12 protein-coding genes and 3 pseudogenes are annotated in these 14,715 nt (G+C 69.8%); 5 read left to right on the forward strand and 10 right to left on the reverse strand.

Annotated features, from left to right (window positions below; all coding sequences use genetic code 11):
* Position 1 precedes the first annotated feature (1 nt).
* The 3 pseudogenes from Sfulv_RS31790 to Sfulv_RS13140 form a co-directional block, all read right to left on the reverse strand.
* Positions 2 to 154 (reverse strand): annotated as a pseudogene (locus Sfulv_RS31790) (LacI family transcriptional regulator); the annotation flags it as partial.
* A gap of 151 nt (positions 155 to 305) precedes the next feature.
* A pseudogene (locus Sfulv_RS13135) lies at positions 306 to 569 on the reverse strand (NUDIX hydrolase); the annotation flags it as partial.
* Between the two features lie 55 nt (positions 570 to 624).
* Positions 625 to 1,576: pseudogene (locus tag Sfulv_RS13140) on the reverse strand (FAD-dependent oxidoreductase).
* Between Sfulv_RS13140 and Sfulv_RS31465 the strand changes: the two are divergent.
* From Sfulv_RS31465 to Sfulv_RS30370, 3 genes are all read left to right on the forward strand, one after another.
* The gene (locus tag Sfulv_RS31465; RefSeq protein ID WP_256668903.1) at positions 1,575 to 1,709 is read left to right on the forward strand and encodes a hypothetical protein; all 135 of its coding nucleotides are present in this window, start codon (positions 1,575 to 1,577) and stop codon (positions 1,707 to 1,709) included. The pseudogene Sfulv_RS13140 and the gene Sfulv_RS31465 overlap by 2 nt on opposite strands.
* Positions 1,710 to 1,859: 150 nt before the next feature.
* On the forward strand, positions 1,860 to 2,591 hold the full coding sequence (locus Sfulv_RS30365; protein ID WP_246353100.1) for a hypothetical protein: 732 nt from the start codon (positions 1,860 to 1,862) through the stop codon (positions 2,589 to 2,591).
* A 29-nt stretch (positions 2,592 to 2,620) separates the two neighbouring features.
* Positions 2,621 to 3,145 (forward strand): hypothetical protein, encoded by a 525-nt coding sequence (locus tag Sfulv_RS30370; RefSeq protein WP_246353102.1) that lies wholly within the window; start codon positions 2,621 to 2,623, stop codon positions 3,143 to 3,145.
* A gap of 486 nt (positions 3,146 to 3,631) precedes the next feature.
* On the opposite strand, the gene Sfulv_RS13150 is transcribed toward Sfulv_RS30370, so the two are convergent.
* The 5 genes from Sfulv_RS13150 to kdpF are packed head-to-tail and all read right to left on the reverse strand — an operon-like array spanning position 3,632 to position 9,234.
* Positions 3,632 to 4,639, reverse strand: a complete 1,008-nt coding sequence (locus Sfulv_RS13150) for a hypothetical protein (RefSeq protein ID WP_173313864.1) — start codon at positions 4,637 to 4,639, stop codon at positions 3,632 to 3,634.
* Positions 4,640 to 4,667: 28 nt separating this feature from the next.
* The gene (locus Sfulv_RS13155) at positions 4,668 to 5,333 is read right to left on the reverse strand and encodes a potassium-transporting ATPase subunit C (protein ID WP_173313865.1); all 666 of its coding nucleotides are present in this window, start codon (positions 5,331 to 5,333) and stop codon (positions 4,668 to 4,670) included.
* 6 nt (positions 5,334 to 5,339) lie between these two features.
* The gene (kdpB, locus tag Sfulv_RS13160; protein ID WP_173313866.1) at positions 5,340 to 7,475 is read right to left on the reverse strand and encodes a potassium-transporting ATPase subunit KdpB; all 2,136 of its coding nucleotides are present in this window, start codon (positions 7,473 to 7,475) and stop codon (positions 5,340 to 5,342) included.
* Positions 7,472 to 9,136: a potassium-transporting ATPase subunit KdpA gene (gene kdpA, locus Sfulv_RS13165; RefSeq protein ID WP_173313867.1), complete on the reverse strand. Its 1,665-nt coding sequence runs from the start codon at positions 9,134 to 9,136 to the stop codon at positions 7,472 to 7,474. The genes kdpB and kdpA overlap by 4 nt, the downstream gene beginning before the upstream one ends.
* A gap of 8 nt (positions 9,137 to 9,144) precedes the next feature.
* Positions 9,145 to 9,234, reverse strand: coding sequence for a K(+)-transporting ATPase subunit F (gene kdpF / locus Sfulv_RS13170; RefSeq protein ID WP_173313868.1), 90 nt, complete (start codon positions 9,232 to 9,234; stop codon positions 9,145 to 9,147).
* A gap of 537 nt (positions 9,235 to 9,771) precedes the next feature.
* On the opposite strand from kdpF, the gene Sfulv_RS13175 reads away from it, so the two are divergent.
* Positions 9,772 to 10,566: an SGNH/GDSL hydrolase family protein gene (locus Sfulv_RS13175; RefSeq protein WP_173313869.1), complete on the forward strand. Its 795-nt coding sequence runs from the start codon at positions 9,772 to 9,774 to the stop codon at positions 10,564 to 10,566.
* A 102-nt stretch (positions 10,567 to 10,668) separates the two neighbouring features.
* Here the strand turns inward: Sfulv_RS13175 and Sfulv_RS13180 are convergent, their stop codons facing one another.
* Positions 10,669 to 11,505, reverse strand: a complete 837-nt coding sequence (locus Sfulv_RS13180) for a class I SAM-dependent methyltransferase (RefSeq protein ID WP_173313870.1) — start codon at positions 11,503 to 11,505, stop codon at positions 10,669 to 10,671.
* 88 nt (positions 11,506 to 11,593) lie between these two features.
* Between Sfulv_RS13180 and Sfulv_RS13185 the strand changes: the two genes are divergently transcribed.
* Positions 11,594 to 13,435 (forward strand): S9 family peptidase, encoded by a 1,842-nt coding sequence (locus Sfulv_RS13185; RefSeq protein WP_173313871.1) that lies wholly within the window; start codon positions 11,594 to 11,596, stop codon positions 13,433 to 13,435.
* A gap of 129 nt (positions 13,436 to 13,564) precedes the next feature.
* Here the strand turns inward: Sfulv_RS13185 and Sfulv_RS13190 are convergent, their stop codons facing one another.
* A complete protein-coding gene (locus Sfulv_RS13190) occupies positions 13,565 to 14,710 on the reverse strand; it encodes an RNA polymerase sigma factor (protein ID WP_173317819.1) in 1,146 nt (381 codons plus the stop codon).
* Between the last annotated feature and the right edge of the window lie 5 nt (positions 14,711 to 14,715).

Genomic DNA, 14,715 nt, shown 5'->3' on the forward strand with positions numbered 1-14,715 from the left:
GTTATCGGCGTACATGCAGGAGGGCGTCGAGGACGCGCACGGGCGACGTGGGACACATCGACAAGCGTGCAGTGAGTGCCGCGCCCCACTGCTCCGTCAGGCCGAGCAGGAGGAGCTTGCGCATGTCAGGGGTGACGGGAGCATAGCGTTTCGACCAAGGCCGCCTGCTCCTGAGATCGGAGAGGTCCAGGGAGCGCCGGGCTGCTGTCTCGTCGAGCAGTTGCGAGACCGTATAGTCCGCGCCCGGCTCATGGCGCGTATACGACCAGGTTCCAGGCCCGCACGCCAACCCTTTACAGCAGTGCAGCCGTGTGCGACATCAGCCGGCCCGTCTTCGGGTGGATCCGTTTGCCGAGCATCTTGACTGCGGAGACGGTCAGGCCGGTCTCCTCCTTGGTGTCGCGCACAGCGGCGCCCTCGCATGACTCGCCAGGCTCAACCTCGCCAGCAGGGAATTGCCAGGAGAGCTGCCCCTCACTGACCCGGCGGCGCACCGTGAGGACCCGTCCCTCGTGGACGACGATCGCTGCGGCGATGCCCGGTCGCTTCTCCGCGTTCTGTTGCCTCACGTATGCCTTCCAAGAGCGTCGCCCGACGGGAGATGTAACAGCAGTAGATGCAGGATTACTTCGAAGCAAGCAACTCCGAAACCTCCCGGGCGCACCCCCACGACAGCGTGACGCCGGCTCCTCCATGCCCGTAGTTGTGCACGACCAGGACTCCCTCCTGTCGCTCCGCCTCCACGCGGACCGTGGAACGGGTCGGCCGAGCGCCGATCCGGTGCTCCAGGACGCGGGCATGGGAGAGGCGGGGTTCGACCTCGGCACATCGGGCGAGGATGCGGGCCGCCGCCGTCTCGTCTGGGGCCAGGTCGCCTTCGTCTTCGATGGCTGTTCCGCCCAGGACGACAGTCTCTCCATGCGGATAGAAGCACAGCAGATCCGGTGAAGTGCCGGTGTCCTCGGAGAAGAACTCGGTAAGCCCAGGGTTGGCAACGACTACGTGCTGGCCGCGAATCGGCCGCAGCTCCGAATCCACAGCCAGGTCACGGGCTCCCAAGCCCGCGCAGTTGACGATCACAGGGGTCGGGCCAACGTCCGCGAGCGAGGCCAGACGTCGCTGCTCGACCGTACCGCCGCCCGCTCGCAGCCGGTGCAGGAGATAGTCGAGATAGGCGGGCATGTCGATCAGCGGCACCGTGAACTGGTACCCGGCCGTGAACCCGTCCGGCAGTTCGGTCGGCTCGCACGGCCGGAACTCAGGCAGCGTGGTGGCCCAATCCGGTGGGGCCTCGGCAGTGCGGGACGCCTCGATGCCCCTGCTGAGCCGGACGCCTGTGACCTGGTTCCTCGGCCAGCTCCCGGAAAATCTCCAGGGACCGATTTCCCCACCGGTCAACCTTGTCCTTCGGCTCTACCAGATACGGGCCCCACATCGCGCCAGCGGCCAGCGAGGTGACACCGGGCACCTGCTCGGCGATCACGTGCACCGATAACCCGGCCTCGGCGAGAACGACGGCGGTGGTCAGTCCTGCCACTCCAGCCCCGACAACGACAACGCGCTCCCCTGCGGTCATGATCTCGACCCTAACGGCCGGGTGGCATCGACGGAGCGTGTCGGGCGAGTGCGTCTTCGAGGACTGGCAGGAAGCTGCGGACGTGCGGGTTGCGCTGGCGGCGGCGAAGGTCCACAGCAAGCTGGTGGAGTAGCGCCGCGCTCCTCGGCGAACGTACGGCGTCGAGGCGGTCAGCCGCGATCTGGCCGATCTCACAGGCCGCCTCCAGGTCTCCGTGGGCACTATGCCCCAAGGCCAGCCAGGCGCCCTCGAACATGGCCCTGCGCTGGCGACCCACTCCAGCATGGCGCTCAACGGCAGCGTGGAAGCGGCGGGCGCCGCAGAGGACGAGAAGAGGAAGGAGAAGGAACTCGACGCCCTGCGACGCAAGCCGAAACTCCAGGCAATAGCCGCGAAGGAAGTTGGCTCTCTTCGTCTGACCCCCTGGCAAGTGCTCCACACGCTGGGGCGGGCAGTGGCTCTCGCCCGGCGAGGGGCAGGTCGCGGACTCGCCGAGCACTGGGGAAGCCTGAAGTACAGCCAAGCCCTGACCGGGGGTTCGGACGCCTACATGAAGCTCTCTGGCGAGGGCCGCGAAACAGCGGACTACTACAAGGCCCTCGAGTCGGACGAACTCTGGATCGGCTTCGCTCTCATGCTGGCCAAGCAGATCCTGAGCCGTCGATATCCGCGGCACATCGTTTCGATCATTCCGGCCGACACGACCTTGCGAGCAGTCTGGGCTCTGACCAGTAGGGACAAGGGGCCCCGAGCCGGCTATCGGTACCGTCCGCGATTCTTCGCCGAGGTCTGGAAACCCGGAGAGGCGTCGCGAGTTTTCCCGATCGAGTGCAAGGGCAACCACAGTAACGCCACCGTGTCTCACGACCAGCTCGCCTCCGCCTCAGCGCACGTGGAGGCGGTGCACCTCGGATCGTGGAACGAGACGCCGAGCCTGGTATTCAGCACGGAGCTGCTCGTGGAGGGCCCCTCACCATCCACGCTCTGCATTCCGCTGAAAAGGACGGTCAACTGAATCACCCTGCGGAACAGAGCAACAGGAGCTTGGACCATTTCATCCAGGACGCAAACTTCTTCCCCGGGATCCAGAGGCCAGACGAAGACGACAGGAAACCACAGACCGAGCCGGGCTTCCACGTCACGCCGGATCGGCGCGATTGGTTCCGGCATGTCCTCGCACGTACCGAAGCCGCTGGACTGACCGCCTTCGCCGGCGACGGCGAGGCCACAGTCCAGTACCTCACCAAGCGGCAGGGCGGTCGTCACTTCACCGGCTTCGCGCACGCGGCCACAGGCAGTGTTCAGGATGCGCGAGAGAAGCTCCTCGGTATTCAGTTCGTCGGCACAGACCATGTCTTCCGTCTGAACAGAACACGTGTTGAGGCGTTCTCCGGGGTCGCTGAAGACCTCTTCCGTCACCTCGAAGAAGGTAGGGTGGAGCAGTATCGCCGCGAGGTTTACGCCCTGCGGAATGCCTGGCCCGTCGACACATGGGACAGCAGGTGGCGCGGACCGGTCTCGATGAATCCTGACGGATCTGTGCTCGCCATGAGGGTGCTGGCCTCGTGAGGAATCTGGGAGCCGTTTGAGAGCCGACCCGCTCCCGAAGACCGCGCGGCACCACGGCATACCACCCGGCGCCGAACCTCTGACCAGGCAAAACACCGTCCGCCCAGATGGTGACCCCACCCGACCCTCATTCGAGACGAAGAGGTCGGGGTGCAAGTACTGCCACCCCGACAGCTGTAACACCAGGTCAGGGGCCTCATCTGCGAGAATGGGCCAGGCCCCTGACTCGTCCCTGGGCCCTCTGAGAACACTTGAGGCCACTAGGGAACGGAGCTTCCCCAGGCCGTATGCGCCTTCGTTTGGCGGGGTCAGCTTGGGCAGGTGGGGCGGCCGGAGCCGGCGGGGGCGTCTCCGCAGTTGTCGGGCTGCAGCGCCGATTCCGCCCTTCGATCATCCGATCCGCCTCGCCGGAAAGTGCGGCCCTTCCTCGCGTGAGGGCCGTACTCCGGAGGTCAGCGCATACCGCGAGCGGCGCCGGCGGGTGGGTCAGCGGTCCGTGGTGTACCAAGGTGCCGCGTCCTGCGGGCCTGGCATGTGAGCGTCCAGTGCCGCGTAGACCGCGGATACGGTGTCCGCGGTCAGGTGCGGGGTCTCCGGGAGGCTCGTGTCCTGGAGTCCGGCCTGCGTGTCCCCGATGATCTCCTTCACCACCTCCGGTTGTCGGCCGTCCCAGCCGGAGAGGGTTCTGGCGAGGAGCGCGGAGCGCCCTGACGCGCCGAGGACGGCGACAAGCAGATGTTCCACGTTCACGACGGGGTGCCCCGCCGCGCGTGCGATGGCGGCGGCGCTCCGCAGGAGTTCGAAGACGCTCTCATCCGGTGTCGCCCGTAGCGCGGGCACAGGGTTCTTGGCCGCCCGTCCGAACGCGGCGAGCTCGTAAGGGCGTACGAGGATCAGCGCGATGAGACGGCGGGGCTTGGGCAGTTCCTCCGCGAAGCCGTGGGTGGCGAGCTTGACCATGAGACCGTTCCCGGTGAGGACGTGCCGCCCGGCAGTCGCCGAGTCCTTGGCGGCGTCGTCCAGCAGCTCCAGCAGACCAGCGTGGACATACCGCCGTCGGCTCGGCGGTAGCCAGGTGGGCGCGTTCACGTCTCCGTAGGCCCCCATGGCCAGGTGTCCGCCCCAGTGCACCGGGGCTCCCTCCCGGCCGGTGGAGCGCCATCGCCCCAGCTGCTCGATCTGCACTTCTCGCAGTGCTTCACCGAGCTCACGGCGTTCCAGCAGGGCCGTCAGCAGGTGCCGGTCGATCACCTCGCCGCCACCCACCTCGGCGCCGTGGTCCTCCTCGCCGCCACCCACCACGCCGCCGCCCTCCTCGCCACCTCCCACCTCGCCGTCGTCAGCGCCGGCCGAATCGATGACGGGATGGCTGGTGACGACGAGGCGCTCGGACCCGGCCCAGAGCATCGCCGGTGCCAGGACCAGCCACTCCCCGGCAGAGACGTTCCGTAGATCGGAGCTGTCGCAGGCGAGCAGGAGGACCTGGCGCGGCATGGCGTAGCGCTCCGGGTTCTCGATCAGCTCACGAGGCCGACGCCCTGAGTGCGAGGTTCAGCTGGAGCACGTTGACGCGGGGTTCGCCGATGAAGCCGAGCACGCGGTCGGAGGTATGGGACTCCACCAGCTCGGCGACCCGCCCCGCGTCCAGGCCGTTCCGCTCTGCCACTCGGTTGACCTGGAGTCTCGCGTACGCCGGGGAGATGTGGGGGTCCAGACCCGACCCCGACGAGGTGACGGCGTCGGCCGGGACGTCGGACGGGGCGACCGGGTGGCCGGGGGTCGAGTTGTCCCGGCTCACCGCCTCCTTGGCGTCCTTCACCCACCGGACCAGCTCCGCGTTGTCTCCGGCGCGGTTGGTGGCGCCGGAGAGGATGAGCGCGTACCGGGTGTTGACGCCGTTGGCCCCGAGTCCGTTCGACGGGCGCGGCTGGAACCAACGCAGGTCAGGGGCGGCCGCCTCCCCGGTCCCGGTGGTCACGGGAAGGTCGTAGCGCTGCCCGATGAGCGAGGAGCCGACGACCCGTCCTTCGGACGTGATCTCCGAGCCGTTCGCCTGGTCGCGGAAGAGCGTCTGGGCGACGCCCGTGACCGCGAGCGGGTAGACGACCCCGCAGACCAGCGTGAGCACGAGCAGGGCGCGCAGCCCCGCGCCGAGCATCCGGGCGGTGTTCTTGAGAGAGCTGTTCATGGCAGGTCAGCCGATTCCGGGAAGCGTCGAGAGGAGCAGGTCGATGATCTTGATGCCGATGAACGGGGCCACCAGCCCGCCCAGTCCGTAGATGCCGAGGTTGCGGCGGAGCATCCGGTCGGCGCTCGTTGGCGTGTAGCGGACGCCCCGGAGTGCCAGCGGTACCAGCGCGATGATGATCAGCGCGTTGAAGACGACGGCGGAGAGGATCGCGGACTCCGGTGAGGACAGCCCCATGATGTTGAGCTTGTCCAGGCCCGGATAGGCGACCGCGAACATCGCCGGGATGATCGCGAAGTACTTCGCGACGTCGTTCGCGATCGAGAACGTCGTCAGGGCACCTCGGGTGATGAGGAGTTGTTTGCCGATCCCGACGATCTCGATGAGCTTGGTGGGATCGGAGTCCAGGTCCACCATGTTCCCGGCCTCCTTGGCGGCCGACGTGCCGGTGTTCATGGCCACCCCGACGTCCGCCTGCGCGAGTGCCGGGGCGTCGTTCGTACCGTCGCCCGTCATTGCGACGAGCTTTCCGCCCGCCTGCTCACGCTTGATGAGGGCCAACTTGTCCTCGGGGGTCGCCTCGGCGAGGAAGTCGTCGACCCCCGCCTCCTCGGCGATCGCCTTCGCGGTCAGCGGGTTGTCACCCGTGATCATGACGGTCCTGATGCCCATGCGGCGCAGCTCCTCGAACCGCTCCCGCATCCCCGCCTTCACCACGTCCTTGAGGTGGACGACACCCAGGACCCGGGCGCCCCCGCCGTCCTCCACCGCCACCAGGAGCGGTGTGCCGCCGGCCTGGGAGATGCGGTCCGTGAGCGCCCGCGTGTCCTCGGGGACACGGCCGCCGCGCTCCCTCACCCACGCGGTGACGGAACCCGCCGCGCCCTTGCGGACTCTGCGCCGACCGACGTCCACACCCGACATCCGGGTCTGTGCGGTGAACCCGATCCACTCGGCGGGTCCCAGTTCGCCGCGTCGGCGCTCCCGCAGGCCGTACGCCTCCTGCGCCAGGACCACGATCGAGCGCCCCTCGGGCGTCTCGTCGGCCAGCGAGGAGAGCTGGGCGGCATCGGCGAGTTCGGCCCGCGTCGCGCCCTTCACCGGTACGAACTCCGACGCCTGGCGGTTGCCGAGGGTGATGGTGCCGGTCTTGTCGAGGAGAAGCGTGGAGACATCGCCCGCCGCCTCGACGGCCCGCCCGGACATCGCCAGCACGTTGCGCTGGACCAGCCGGTCCATGCCCGCGATTCCGATGGCCGAGAGCAGCGCGCCGATCGTCGTCGGGATGAGGCAGACGAGCAGGGCCGTGAGCACGGTCATCGACTGCCCGGCGCCCGCGTACGTGGCGAACGGCTGGAGCGTCACCACCGCGAGCAGGAAGACGATCGTGAGCGATGCCAGGAGGATGTTGAGCGCGATCTCGTTCGGTGTCTTCTGCCGGGCCGCGCCCTCGACCAGATTGATCATCCGGTCGATGAAGGTCTCACCGGGCTTCGTCGTGATCCTGACGACGATCCGGTCGGACAGCACCTTCGTACCGCCCGTCACCGCGCTGCGGTCGCCGCCCGACTCCCGTATCACCGGCGCCGACTCGCCGGTGATCGCCGACTCGTCGACCGAGGCGACCCCTTCGGTGACGTCACCGTCGCCGGGGACGGTGTCACCCGCCTCGCAGACCACGAGGTCGCCGACGCGCAGCTCCGTGCCGGGCACCCGCTCCTCGCCGGCGCCGGTGATCCGGCGGGCGACCGTGTCCGTCTTCGCCCTGCGGAGCGTGTCGGCCTGCGCCTTGCCCCGGCCCTCGGCCACCGCCTCGGCGAGGTTGGCGAAGACGGTCGTCAGCCACAGCCACGTGGTGATGGCCCAGCCGAACCAGTCGCCCGGCTCCCTGAGAGCGAGGACCGTGGTCAGTACGGACCCGACCAGCACGACGAACATCACGGGTGACGTGACCATGACCCGTGGATCGAGCTTGCGGAGCGCGTCCGGGACCGCCCTGACGAGCATCCCGGGATCGAAGAACCCCCCGCCCACCGCGCCGTTCCCGGACGCGTGACCGGACGCATGACCGGGCGCGGGACCGGTGGGCCCGTCCTGGTGGGGCACCTCGTCGGGGAGGGTGGCCGGTGTGCTGGTGCTCATGACGCGAGCCCTTCGGCGAGCGGTCCCAGCGCGAGCGCCGGGAAGTAGGTCAGACCGGTGATGATGAGGATCGTGCCGATCAGAAGCCCCGTGAACAGCGGCTTGTGCGTGCGCAGGGTGCCGGCCGTCTCGGGTACGGGGGTCTGCTCGGCCAGGGAACCGGCCAGCGCGAGGACGAACACCATCGGCAGGAACCGGCCGAGCAGCATCGCGATGCCGATCGTGGTGTTGAACCACTGCGTGTCCGCGTCCAGACCGGCGAAGGCCGATCCGTTGTTGTTGGCGCCCGAGGTGTACGCGTACAGGATCTCGGAGAAGCCGTGCGCTCCGGAGTTGGTCATCGAGTGCCCCGGTGTGTCCAGGGCCATCGCCGCGGCGGTGAACCCGAGCACCAGTGCCGGGGTGACGAGGAGGTAGCAGGCGGCGAACGTGATCTGGCGGGTGCCGATCTTCCTGCCCAGGTACTCGGGCGTCCGGCCGACCATCAGACCGGCGATGAACACCGCGACGACCGCCATGACCAGCATGCCGTACAGACCCGAGCCCACACCGCCGGGCGCTGTCTCGCCGAGCTGCATGCCCAGCAGGTTGATGCCCCCGCCCAGCCCGGTGTTGGAGGAGTGGAAGGAGTTGACCGCGCCCGTCGACGTCAGCGTGGTGGCGACGGAGAAGAGCGCCGATCCGCTGATGCCGAAGCGGGTCTCCTTGCCCTCCATCGCTCCGCCGGCGATCTCGAACGCCGTTCCGCGGTGGGCGAGTTCGGTCCACATCATGAGCAGCGTGAAGACGACCCAGATGGTCGCCATCGCGGCGAGGATCGCGTACCCCTGCCTGAGGCTGCCCACCATCCTGCCGAACGTGCGCGTCAGCGCGAAGGGGATGAGGAGGATCAGGAAGACCTCGAAGAGGTTCGAGAGGGGGGTGGGGTTCTCGAAGGGGTGTGCGGAGTTGGCGTTGAAGTAGCCGCCGCCGTTCGTGCCGAGGTGTTTGACGGCCTCCTGCGAGGCGACCGCGCCGCCGTTCCACTGCTGGGTGCCGCCGGGGAACTGGCCGACCCCGTGGATACCGGCGAAGTTCTGGATCACTCCGCACGCCACCAGCACGATCGCGCCGATCACGGAGACCGGCAGCAGGACGCGGACGGTGCCGCGCACCAGGTCCGACCAGAAGTTGCCGAGCTCACCGGTGTGCGCGCGGGCGAAGCCCCGTACGAGGGCGACGGCGACGGCCATGCCCACGGCGGCTGACACGAAGTTCTGCACCGCGAGGCCACCGGTCTGCACGACGTGCCCCATGGCCTGTTCGCCGTAGTACGACTGCCAGTTGGTGTTCGACACGAAGGAGGCGGCCGTGTTGAACGCCTGGTCCGGGTCGATCGAGGAGAAGCCCAGCGAACCGGGCAGCACGCCCTGCACCCGCTGGAGCAGATAGAGGAACAGGACGCCCACCGCGGAGAAGGCGAGGACGCCGCGCAGATACGCGGGCCAGCTCATCTCGCCGGTGGGATCGGCCCCGATGGCCTTGTAGATCCACCTCTCGACGCGCAGATGCCGGTCGCAGGAGTAGGTACGGGCCATGTGGTCGCCGAGCGGGCGGTACACGAGCCCCAGCGCGGCGGCCAGGGCGAGGAGCTGGAGCACTCCGGAGAGGGCAGGACTCATGGCCGGACTCAGAACCTCTCCGGTTTGATGAGGGCCAGCACGAGGTAGCCCAGCAGGGCGGCGGCCACGACGATGCCGACGATGTTCTCGGCGGTCACAGCTTCGCCACCCCTCGGGCGATGAAGGCCACCAGCGCGAAGACCGCGATCGTGGTGACGACGAAGGCCGTATCGGCCATCGTGAGCTCCTGGATGAAGAACGGATTCTCGGACAGTCCGAGGAAACGCCCTCTTCAGGGGGCCGGCGCTCCCGTTGACGGGTCCCATACGGGAAAGGGGGCGGTCTTGACGCATCCCCTACGTCAGCCCTGACCCTTCCCCTGCGTCAGCCCTGACGCGTCCCCTGCCTCAGCCCTCGCGGCGGAAGTGGTATCCGGGTGGGTGATCCGGCGGGGAACGCTATGAGCCCCGCAGTCTGCATTCAAATGATTTACATCCTTAGTTGGCCCAACAGCCTTTATTTCAGGGGGCTTTCGAGGTTTATCTACGCGCGAAGCTATGGGTGCCGAACGATCATTCGGGCATATCAGACGACTTCTCGCGCAGGCATTACCGATGAGTACCCGGAGCTGCTAAAAACTGGGGCGCCCCACCAAATCCCCCCGCATCCCCCAATGCTTCGAAGGGCTGGCAACCATGTCGGTACGCAGATTCCGGGCATCCCTCACCGCACTCGCTCTCGCCGCCGTCGCCGCCCTGGGCGCCGCCACTCCGGCCTCCGCGGCCGCCGGTGGCTACGTCGCTCTCGGCGACTCGTACTCCTCCGGTGTCGGTGCCGGCAACTACCTCACCGACAGCGGCGACTGCATGCGCAGCACCAAGGCGTACCCCTACCTCTGGGCCGCGGCGAATTCCCCCTCGTCATTCACGTTCGTCGCCTGCTCCGGGGCGACGACCAGCTCGGTGGCCAACGGGCAGCTGGGTGCGCTGAGTTCTTCGACGGCTCTCGTCAGTGTCACGGCGGGCGGCAATGACGTCGGCTTCGCGAGCGTCATGACGGACTGCGTCCTGGCGAGCGAGGCCACGTGCGTCAACAGCGTGAACGCGGCGATCTCCCAGGTGCAGAACGTGCTGCCCGCGCGGCTCGACTCGCTCTACGACGGCATCCGCGCTCGGGCTCCGCAGGCCCGGGTGGTCGTGCTGGGGTACCCGCGCTTCTACAAGATGTCGGGCAGCTGCATCGCCGGACTCACCGAGACCGAGCGCGGGGCGATCAACAGGGCGTCGGACATCCTGAACGGAGTCATCGCCAAGCGGTCCGCCGATGCCGGATTCGCCTTCTCCAGCGTGGTGGACGAGTTCACCGGACACGAGCTGTGCTCCGGTGACGCCTGGCTCCACAGCGTGTCGATCCCGGTCCACAACTCCTACCACCCCAAGGCCACGGGGCAGGCGGGCGGATATCTGCCGGCCTTCCGCTCGGCCGCGTAGTCGGCCGCGCGGTCAGCCGCTCGACACAGTATTCCGCGGCAGAGGCGGCGGTCCGCCGGAGCCCGCTCCGGTGGACCGCCGCTCTCGCTTACGCGCCCGCGCTCAGCCGACGAGCGGACGAGACGCCTTGACCGAGTACATCAGCGGGATACGCGGGTGGTCGGCCGGGAAGCGGTAGTAACCGTCGCTCCGCCTCTCCAGCGCCGCGAAGCGTGCGACGAGCGAGACGTCGTGCTCGTGCAGCAGCTCGATCCGCAGCCCGGCCGCAGCCAGCGCCGAGACGACCTCGCCCACCGGATGCTGCCACTCGACGCTGCGGTTGTGGATCGTCGGCGCGTCGAGGTCGGTGTACGTACCGGGTGTCTCGTCCACCCACGCCTCGCGGGTGAAGTAGTCGTACGTGACCCGGGAGCCCGTCTCGTCGTCCAGGGCGTCGGCCAGCGGATGGAACTCCGCGAGGTAGAGGAAGCCGCCGGGCGCGACGAGCGAGGCGGCGGTCTCCGCCCAGCGCCCGATGTCGGGCAGCCAGTTCAGCGCGCCGACGCCCGTGTACACGATGTCGTACGAGGGGTCGGGGACGGCCTCCGCAGCGTCGTACACATCGGCGGCGACGAACGCCGCGCGCTCAGGACCGAGACCGAGCGAGCGGGCCAGACCGCGGGCGGTCTCCACGGCGGGCTCGGAGAAGTCGAGGCCGACCACGGGGGAGGCGCCGTGCCGGGCCCAGGAGAGGGTGTCGAGGCCGAGGTGGCACTGGAGGTGCAGCAGGGACTTCCCGGTGACGTCACCCACCTCCGCGAGCTCGAAGTCGCGCAGCGCGTCCTTTCCCCCGCGGAACGCGTCGAGGTCGTAGTAGTCGCTCGCCGCGTGTATCGCCACACGTTCGTCCCACCGCGCGCGGTTGGTGTCGTGCCAGTCGTCCGGAGCCGGTGCGTGCATGTCCGAAAGCTACCCACGGGCCGGTGGTCACGCGAACAGTTATCCACAGGCCACTCGGGCGCGGCGCCCGATCGGGTTGGATGGTGGCATGAGCGACACACAGAAGGTCCCGTCCACGCCGGAGAGCTCGTCCTCGCCGGACAGCTCGTCCACGCCCGAGTGGGAGCAGCGCTTCCGCGCGCCGCGGGTGTCCCTGCCCGACTGGGCCGAGGACGCCCCTGACCGCTCACTCTTCGTCTCCAACGCCACCGGGACGTACGAGCTCTACGCCTGGGACCGGGCGAGCGGCCGGCAGCGCCAGGTGACCGACCGGCCCAACGGGACGACCGACGGGGTGCTGACCCCTGACGGATCGGCCATCTGGTGGTTCAGCGACAGCGACGGTGACGAGTTCGGTGTGTGGATGCGGCAGCCGTTCGACGGCCCCCAGGGGCAGGACGAGCCCGCCGCCCCCGGCCTGGAAGCCTCCTACCCGGCGGGTCTCGCCATCGGCCGGGACGGTACGGCGGTGATCGGCCGGTCCACCGACGAGGAGGGCACGACCATCCACGTCGTACGGCCCTCCGCCGCACCCGTGGAGATCTACCGGCACCGGGAGTCCGCCGGGGTCGGGGACCTCTCCCACGACGGCACGATGATCGCCCTGGAGCACACGGAGCACGGCGACGCGATGCACTCGGCGCTGCGGGTGGTGCGGCCGGACGGTTCGACGCTCGCCGAGCTCGACGACACCGAGGGCGGCACCAAGGAGCTGGGCCTCACCGTCCTGGGCTTCGCCCCGGCGGCCGGGGACACCCGTCTCCTCGTCGGACACCAGCGCCGGGGGCGCTGGGAGCCGATGATCTGGGACCCGGTCGCGGGGACGGAGACGGATCTCCCCATAGACCTTCCTGGTGATGTGGGCGCCGAGTGGTATCCGGACGGCTCCGCGCTGCTCATCGAGCACAGCTTCGAGGCACGCAGCGAGCTGTGGCGGTACGAGCCCGGCGCGAAGGAGCCGTTCCGGGTGGAGACCCCGGCCGGCACGGTGTCGGGCGCGACGGCCCGCCCGGACGGCACCGTGGAGTACCTCTGGTCGTCGGCCGCGCTGCCCCCGGTCGTCCGGTCCACCACCGGCGCGGTGGTCCTGGACCCGCCGGGCCCGAAGGCGCCGGCGTCGGTGCCTGTCGAGGACGCCTGGGTGGAGGGCCCCGGCGGCCGGGTCCACGCACTCGTCCAGCGGCCCGCCGGCGGGGACGGCCCGTTCCCGACCGTCTTCGAGATCCACGGCGGTCCGACCTGGCACGACAGCGACGCCTTCGCGTCCGGCCCGGCCGCCTGGGTGGACCACGGGTTCGCCGTCATCCGGGTGAACTACCGCGGGTCGACGGGTTACGGCCGTGCCTGGACGGACGCGCTGAAGCACCGCGTCGGGCTGATCGAGCTGGAGGACATCGCTGCCGTCCGCGACTGGGCGGTGAAGTCCGGTCTCGCCGACCCGGCCCGGCTGGTCCTGGCGGGCGGTTCCTGGGGCGGCTATCTGACCCTGCTCGGCCTCGGCACGCAGCCGGACGCCTGGGCGCTGGGGCTTGCCGCCGTTCCGGTCGCCGACTACGTCACGGCCTACCACGACGAGATGGAGGCCCTCAAGGCGATGGACCGGACGCTGCTGGGCGGCACTCCGGAGGAGGTGCCCGAGCGCTTCGAGGCGTCTTCCCCGCTGACCTACGTCGACGCGGTGCGCGCTCCCGTCTACATCTCCGCGGGCGTCAACGATCCGCGCTGCCCCATCCGCCAGGTGGAGAACTACGTGGACCGCCTGAAGGCACGCGGCGCGGTGCACGAGGTGTACCGGTACGACGCGGGCCACGGCTCCCTGGTCGTGGAGGAACGGATCAAGCAGGTGCGCCTGGAACTGGACTTCGCGCTCCGGCACCTCGGAGAAGGCTGAGGCCGGAGGGCGTACGGGGCGGGGGGCGGGGGGCGGGGCGGGGGCGGGCCTCAAGACCGAGGCCCGGTCCGCGACGCACGGGTCCTCAAACCCGTGCGCCCGGCCCGTGGCCCCCGCCCTCCCCCGCCCTCAGAGGCCCCGGTGGGTGTTGAGCCGGGCCGCCTGGCGGGTCAGGTGGGCGCGTTCGGCGAGGTTGGGGGCGTTGCGGGCCGCCTCGGCGTACAGCCGCGCCGCCGTCGCCAGGTCGCCGTCGCACTCGTGGAGGTACGCCGCCACCGCGGCCCGGCGGGGCAGCGATTCGTCCAGGGCCGCCAGCGCCGCCAGGCCCGCGCGCGGGCCGTCGGCCTCCCCGACCGCCACCGCCCGGTTGAGCCGCACGACCGGGCTGTCCGTGAGGCGCGCGAGCTCGTCGTACCACTCGACGATCTGCACCCAGTCGGTCTCCTCCGCACGCGGCGCGTCGGCGTGGAGCGCCGCGATGGCCGCCTGCGCCTGGAACTGGCCCAGCCGGTCGCGGGCGAGTGCCGCCTGAAGGATCTCGACGCCCTCGGCGATCAGCACCGTGTCCCACCGGCCCCGGTCCTGCTCGGCCAGCGGCACCAGGCTGCCGTCAGGCGCGGTCCGGGCGGACCGCCTGGCGTGGTGGAGCAGCATCAGGGCGAGCAGCCCCGCCACCTCGGGGTGGTCGATCGTCGCCGCGAGCTGCCGGGTCAGCCGGACGGCCTCGGCGGCCAGGTCGACATCGCCGGAGTAGCCCTCGTTGAACACCAGGTAGAGGACACGCAGCACGGTGGCGACGTCGCCGGGCCGGTCGAACCGCACACCGGACACGGTGCGCTTGGCCCGGCTGATGCGCTGGGCCATGGTGGCCTCCGGCACCAGATACGCCTGGGCGATCTGGCGGGTGGTCAGCCCGCCCACGGCGCGCAGCGTGAGCGCGACCGCGGACGACGGCGTCAGCAACGGATGGGCGCACAGGAAGTACAGCTGGAGCGTGTCGTCCACCGCCGGCGCGGGCCCGGGCGCCGGCTCCTCGACCACCAGGTCCTCGCGGCGGCGGCGGGCGGCCTCCGCCCGGGTCGCGTCGAGGAACCGGCGCCAGGCCGCGGTGACCAGCCAGCCCTTCGGGTCCCGGGGCGGGTCGGCCGGCCAGACCCGTACCGCGTCGGCCAGCGCCTCCTGCACCGCGTCCTCGGCCGCCGCGAAGTCGGCTCCGCGGCGGACGAGGACGCCGAGCACGCTGGGCGTGAGGCTCCGGAGCAGTACCTCGTTCACCTGGG

Origin of the sequence: Streptomyces fulvorobeus (assembly GCF_013167895.1) — a bacterium.
Classification (GTDB): Bacteria; Actinomycetota; Actinomycetes; order Streptomycetales; family Streptomycetaceae; genus Streptomyces; species Streptomyces fulvorobeus.

Coding starts and splice junctions, on each gene's coding strand:
- Sfulv_RS13150 (WP_173313864.1), bottom strand. CDS start 4,639: ATGCCGCGCCAGGTCCTCCTGCTCGCCTGCGACAGCTCCGATCTACGG.
- Sfulv_RS13155 (WP_173313865.1), bottom strand. CDS start 5,333: ATGAACAGCTCTCTCAAGAACACCGCCCGGATGCTCGGCGCGGGGCTG.
- Sfulv_RS31465 (WP_256668903.1), top strand. CDS start 1,575: ATGATCTCGACCCTAACGGCCGGGTGGCATCGACGGAGCGTGTCGGGC.
- Sfulv_RS13175 (WP_173313869.1), top strand. CDS start 9,772: ATGTCGGTACGCAGATTCCGGGCATCCCTCACCGCACTCGCTCTCGCC.
- kdpA (WP_173313867.1), bottom strand. CDS start 9,136: ATGAGTCCTGCCCTCTCCGGAGTGCTCCAGCTCCTCGCCCTGGCCGCC.
- kdpB (WP_173313866.1), bottom strand. CDS start 7,475: ATGAGCACCAGCACACCGGCCACCCTCCCCGACGAGGTGCCCCACCAG.
- Sfulv_RS13180 (WP_173313870.1), bottom strand. CDS start 11,505: ATGCACGCACCGGCTCCGGACGACTGGCACGACACCAACCGCGCGCGG.
- Sfulv_RS13185 (WP_173313871.1), top strand. CDS start 11,594: ATGAGCGACACACAGAAGGTCCCGTCCACGCCGGAGAGCTCGTCCTCG.
- Sfulv_RS30365 (WP_246353100.1), top strand. CDS start 1,860: ATGGCGCTCAACGGCAGCGTGGAAGCGGCGGGCGCCGCAGAGGACGAG.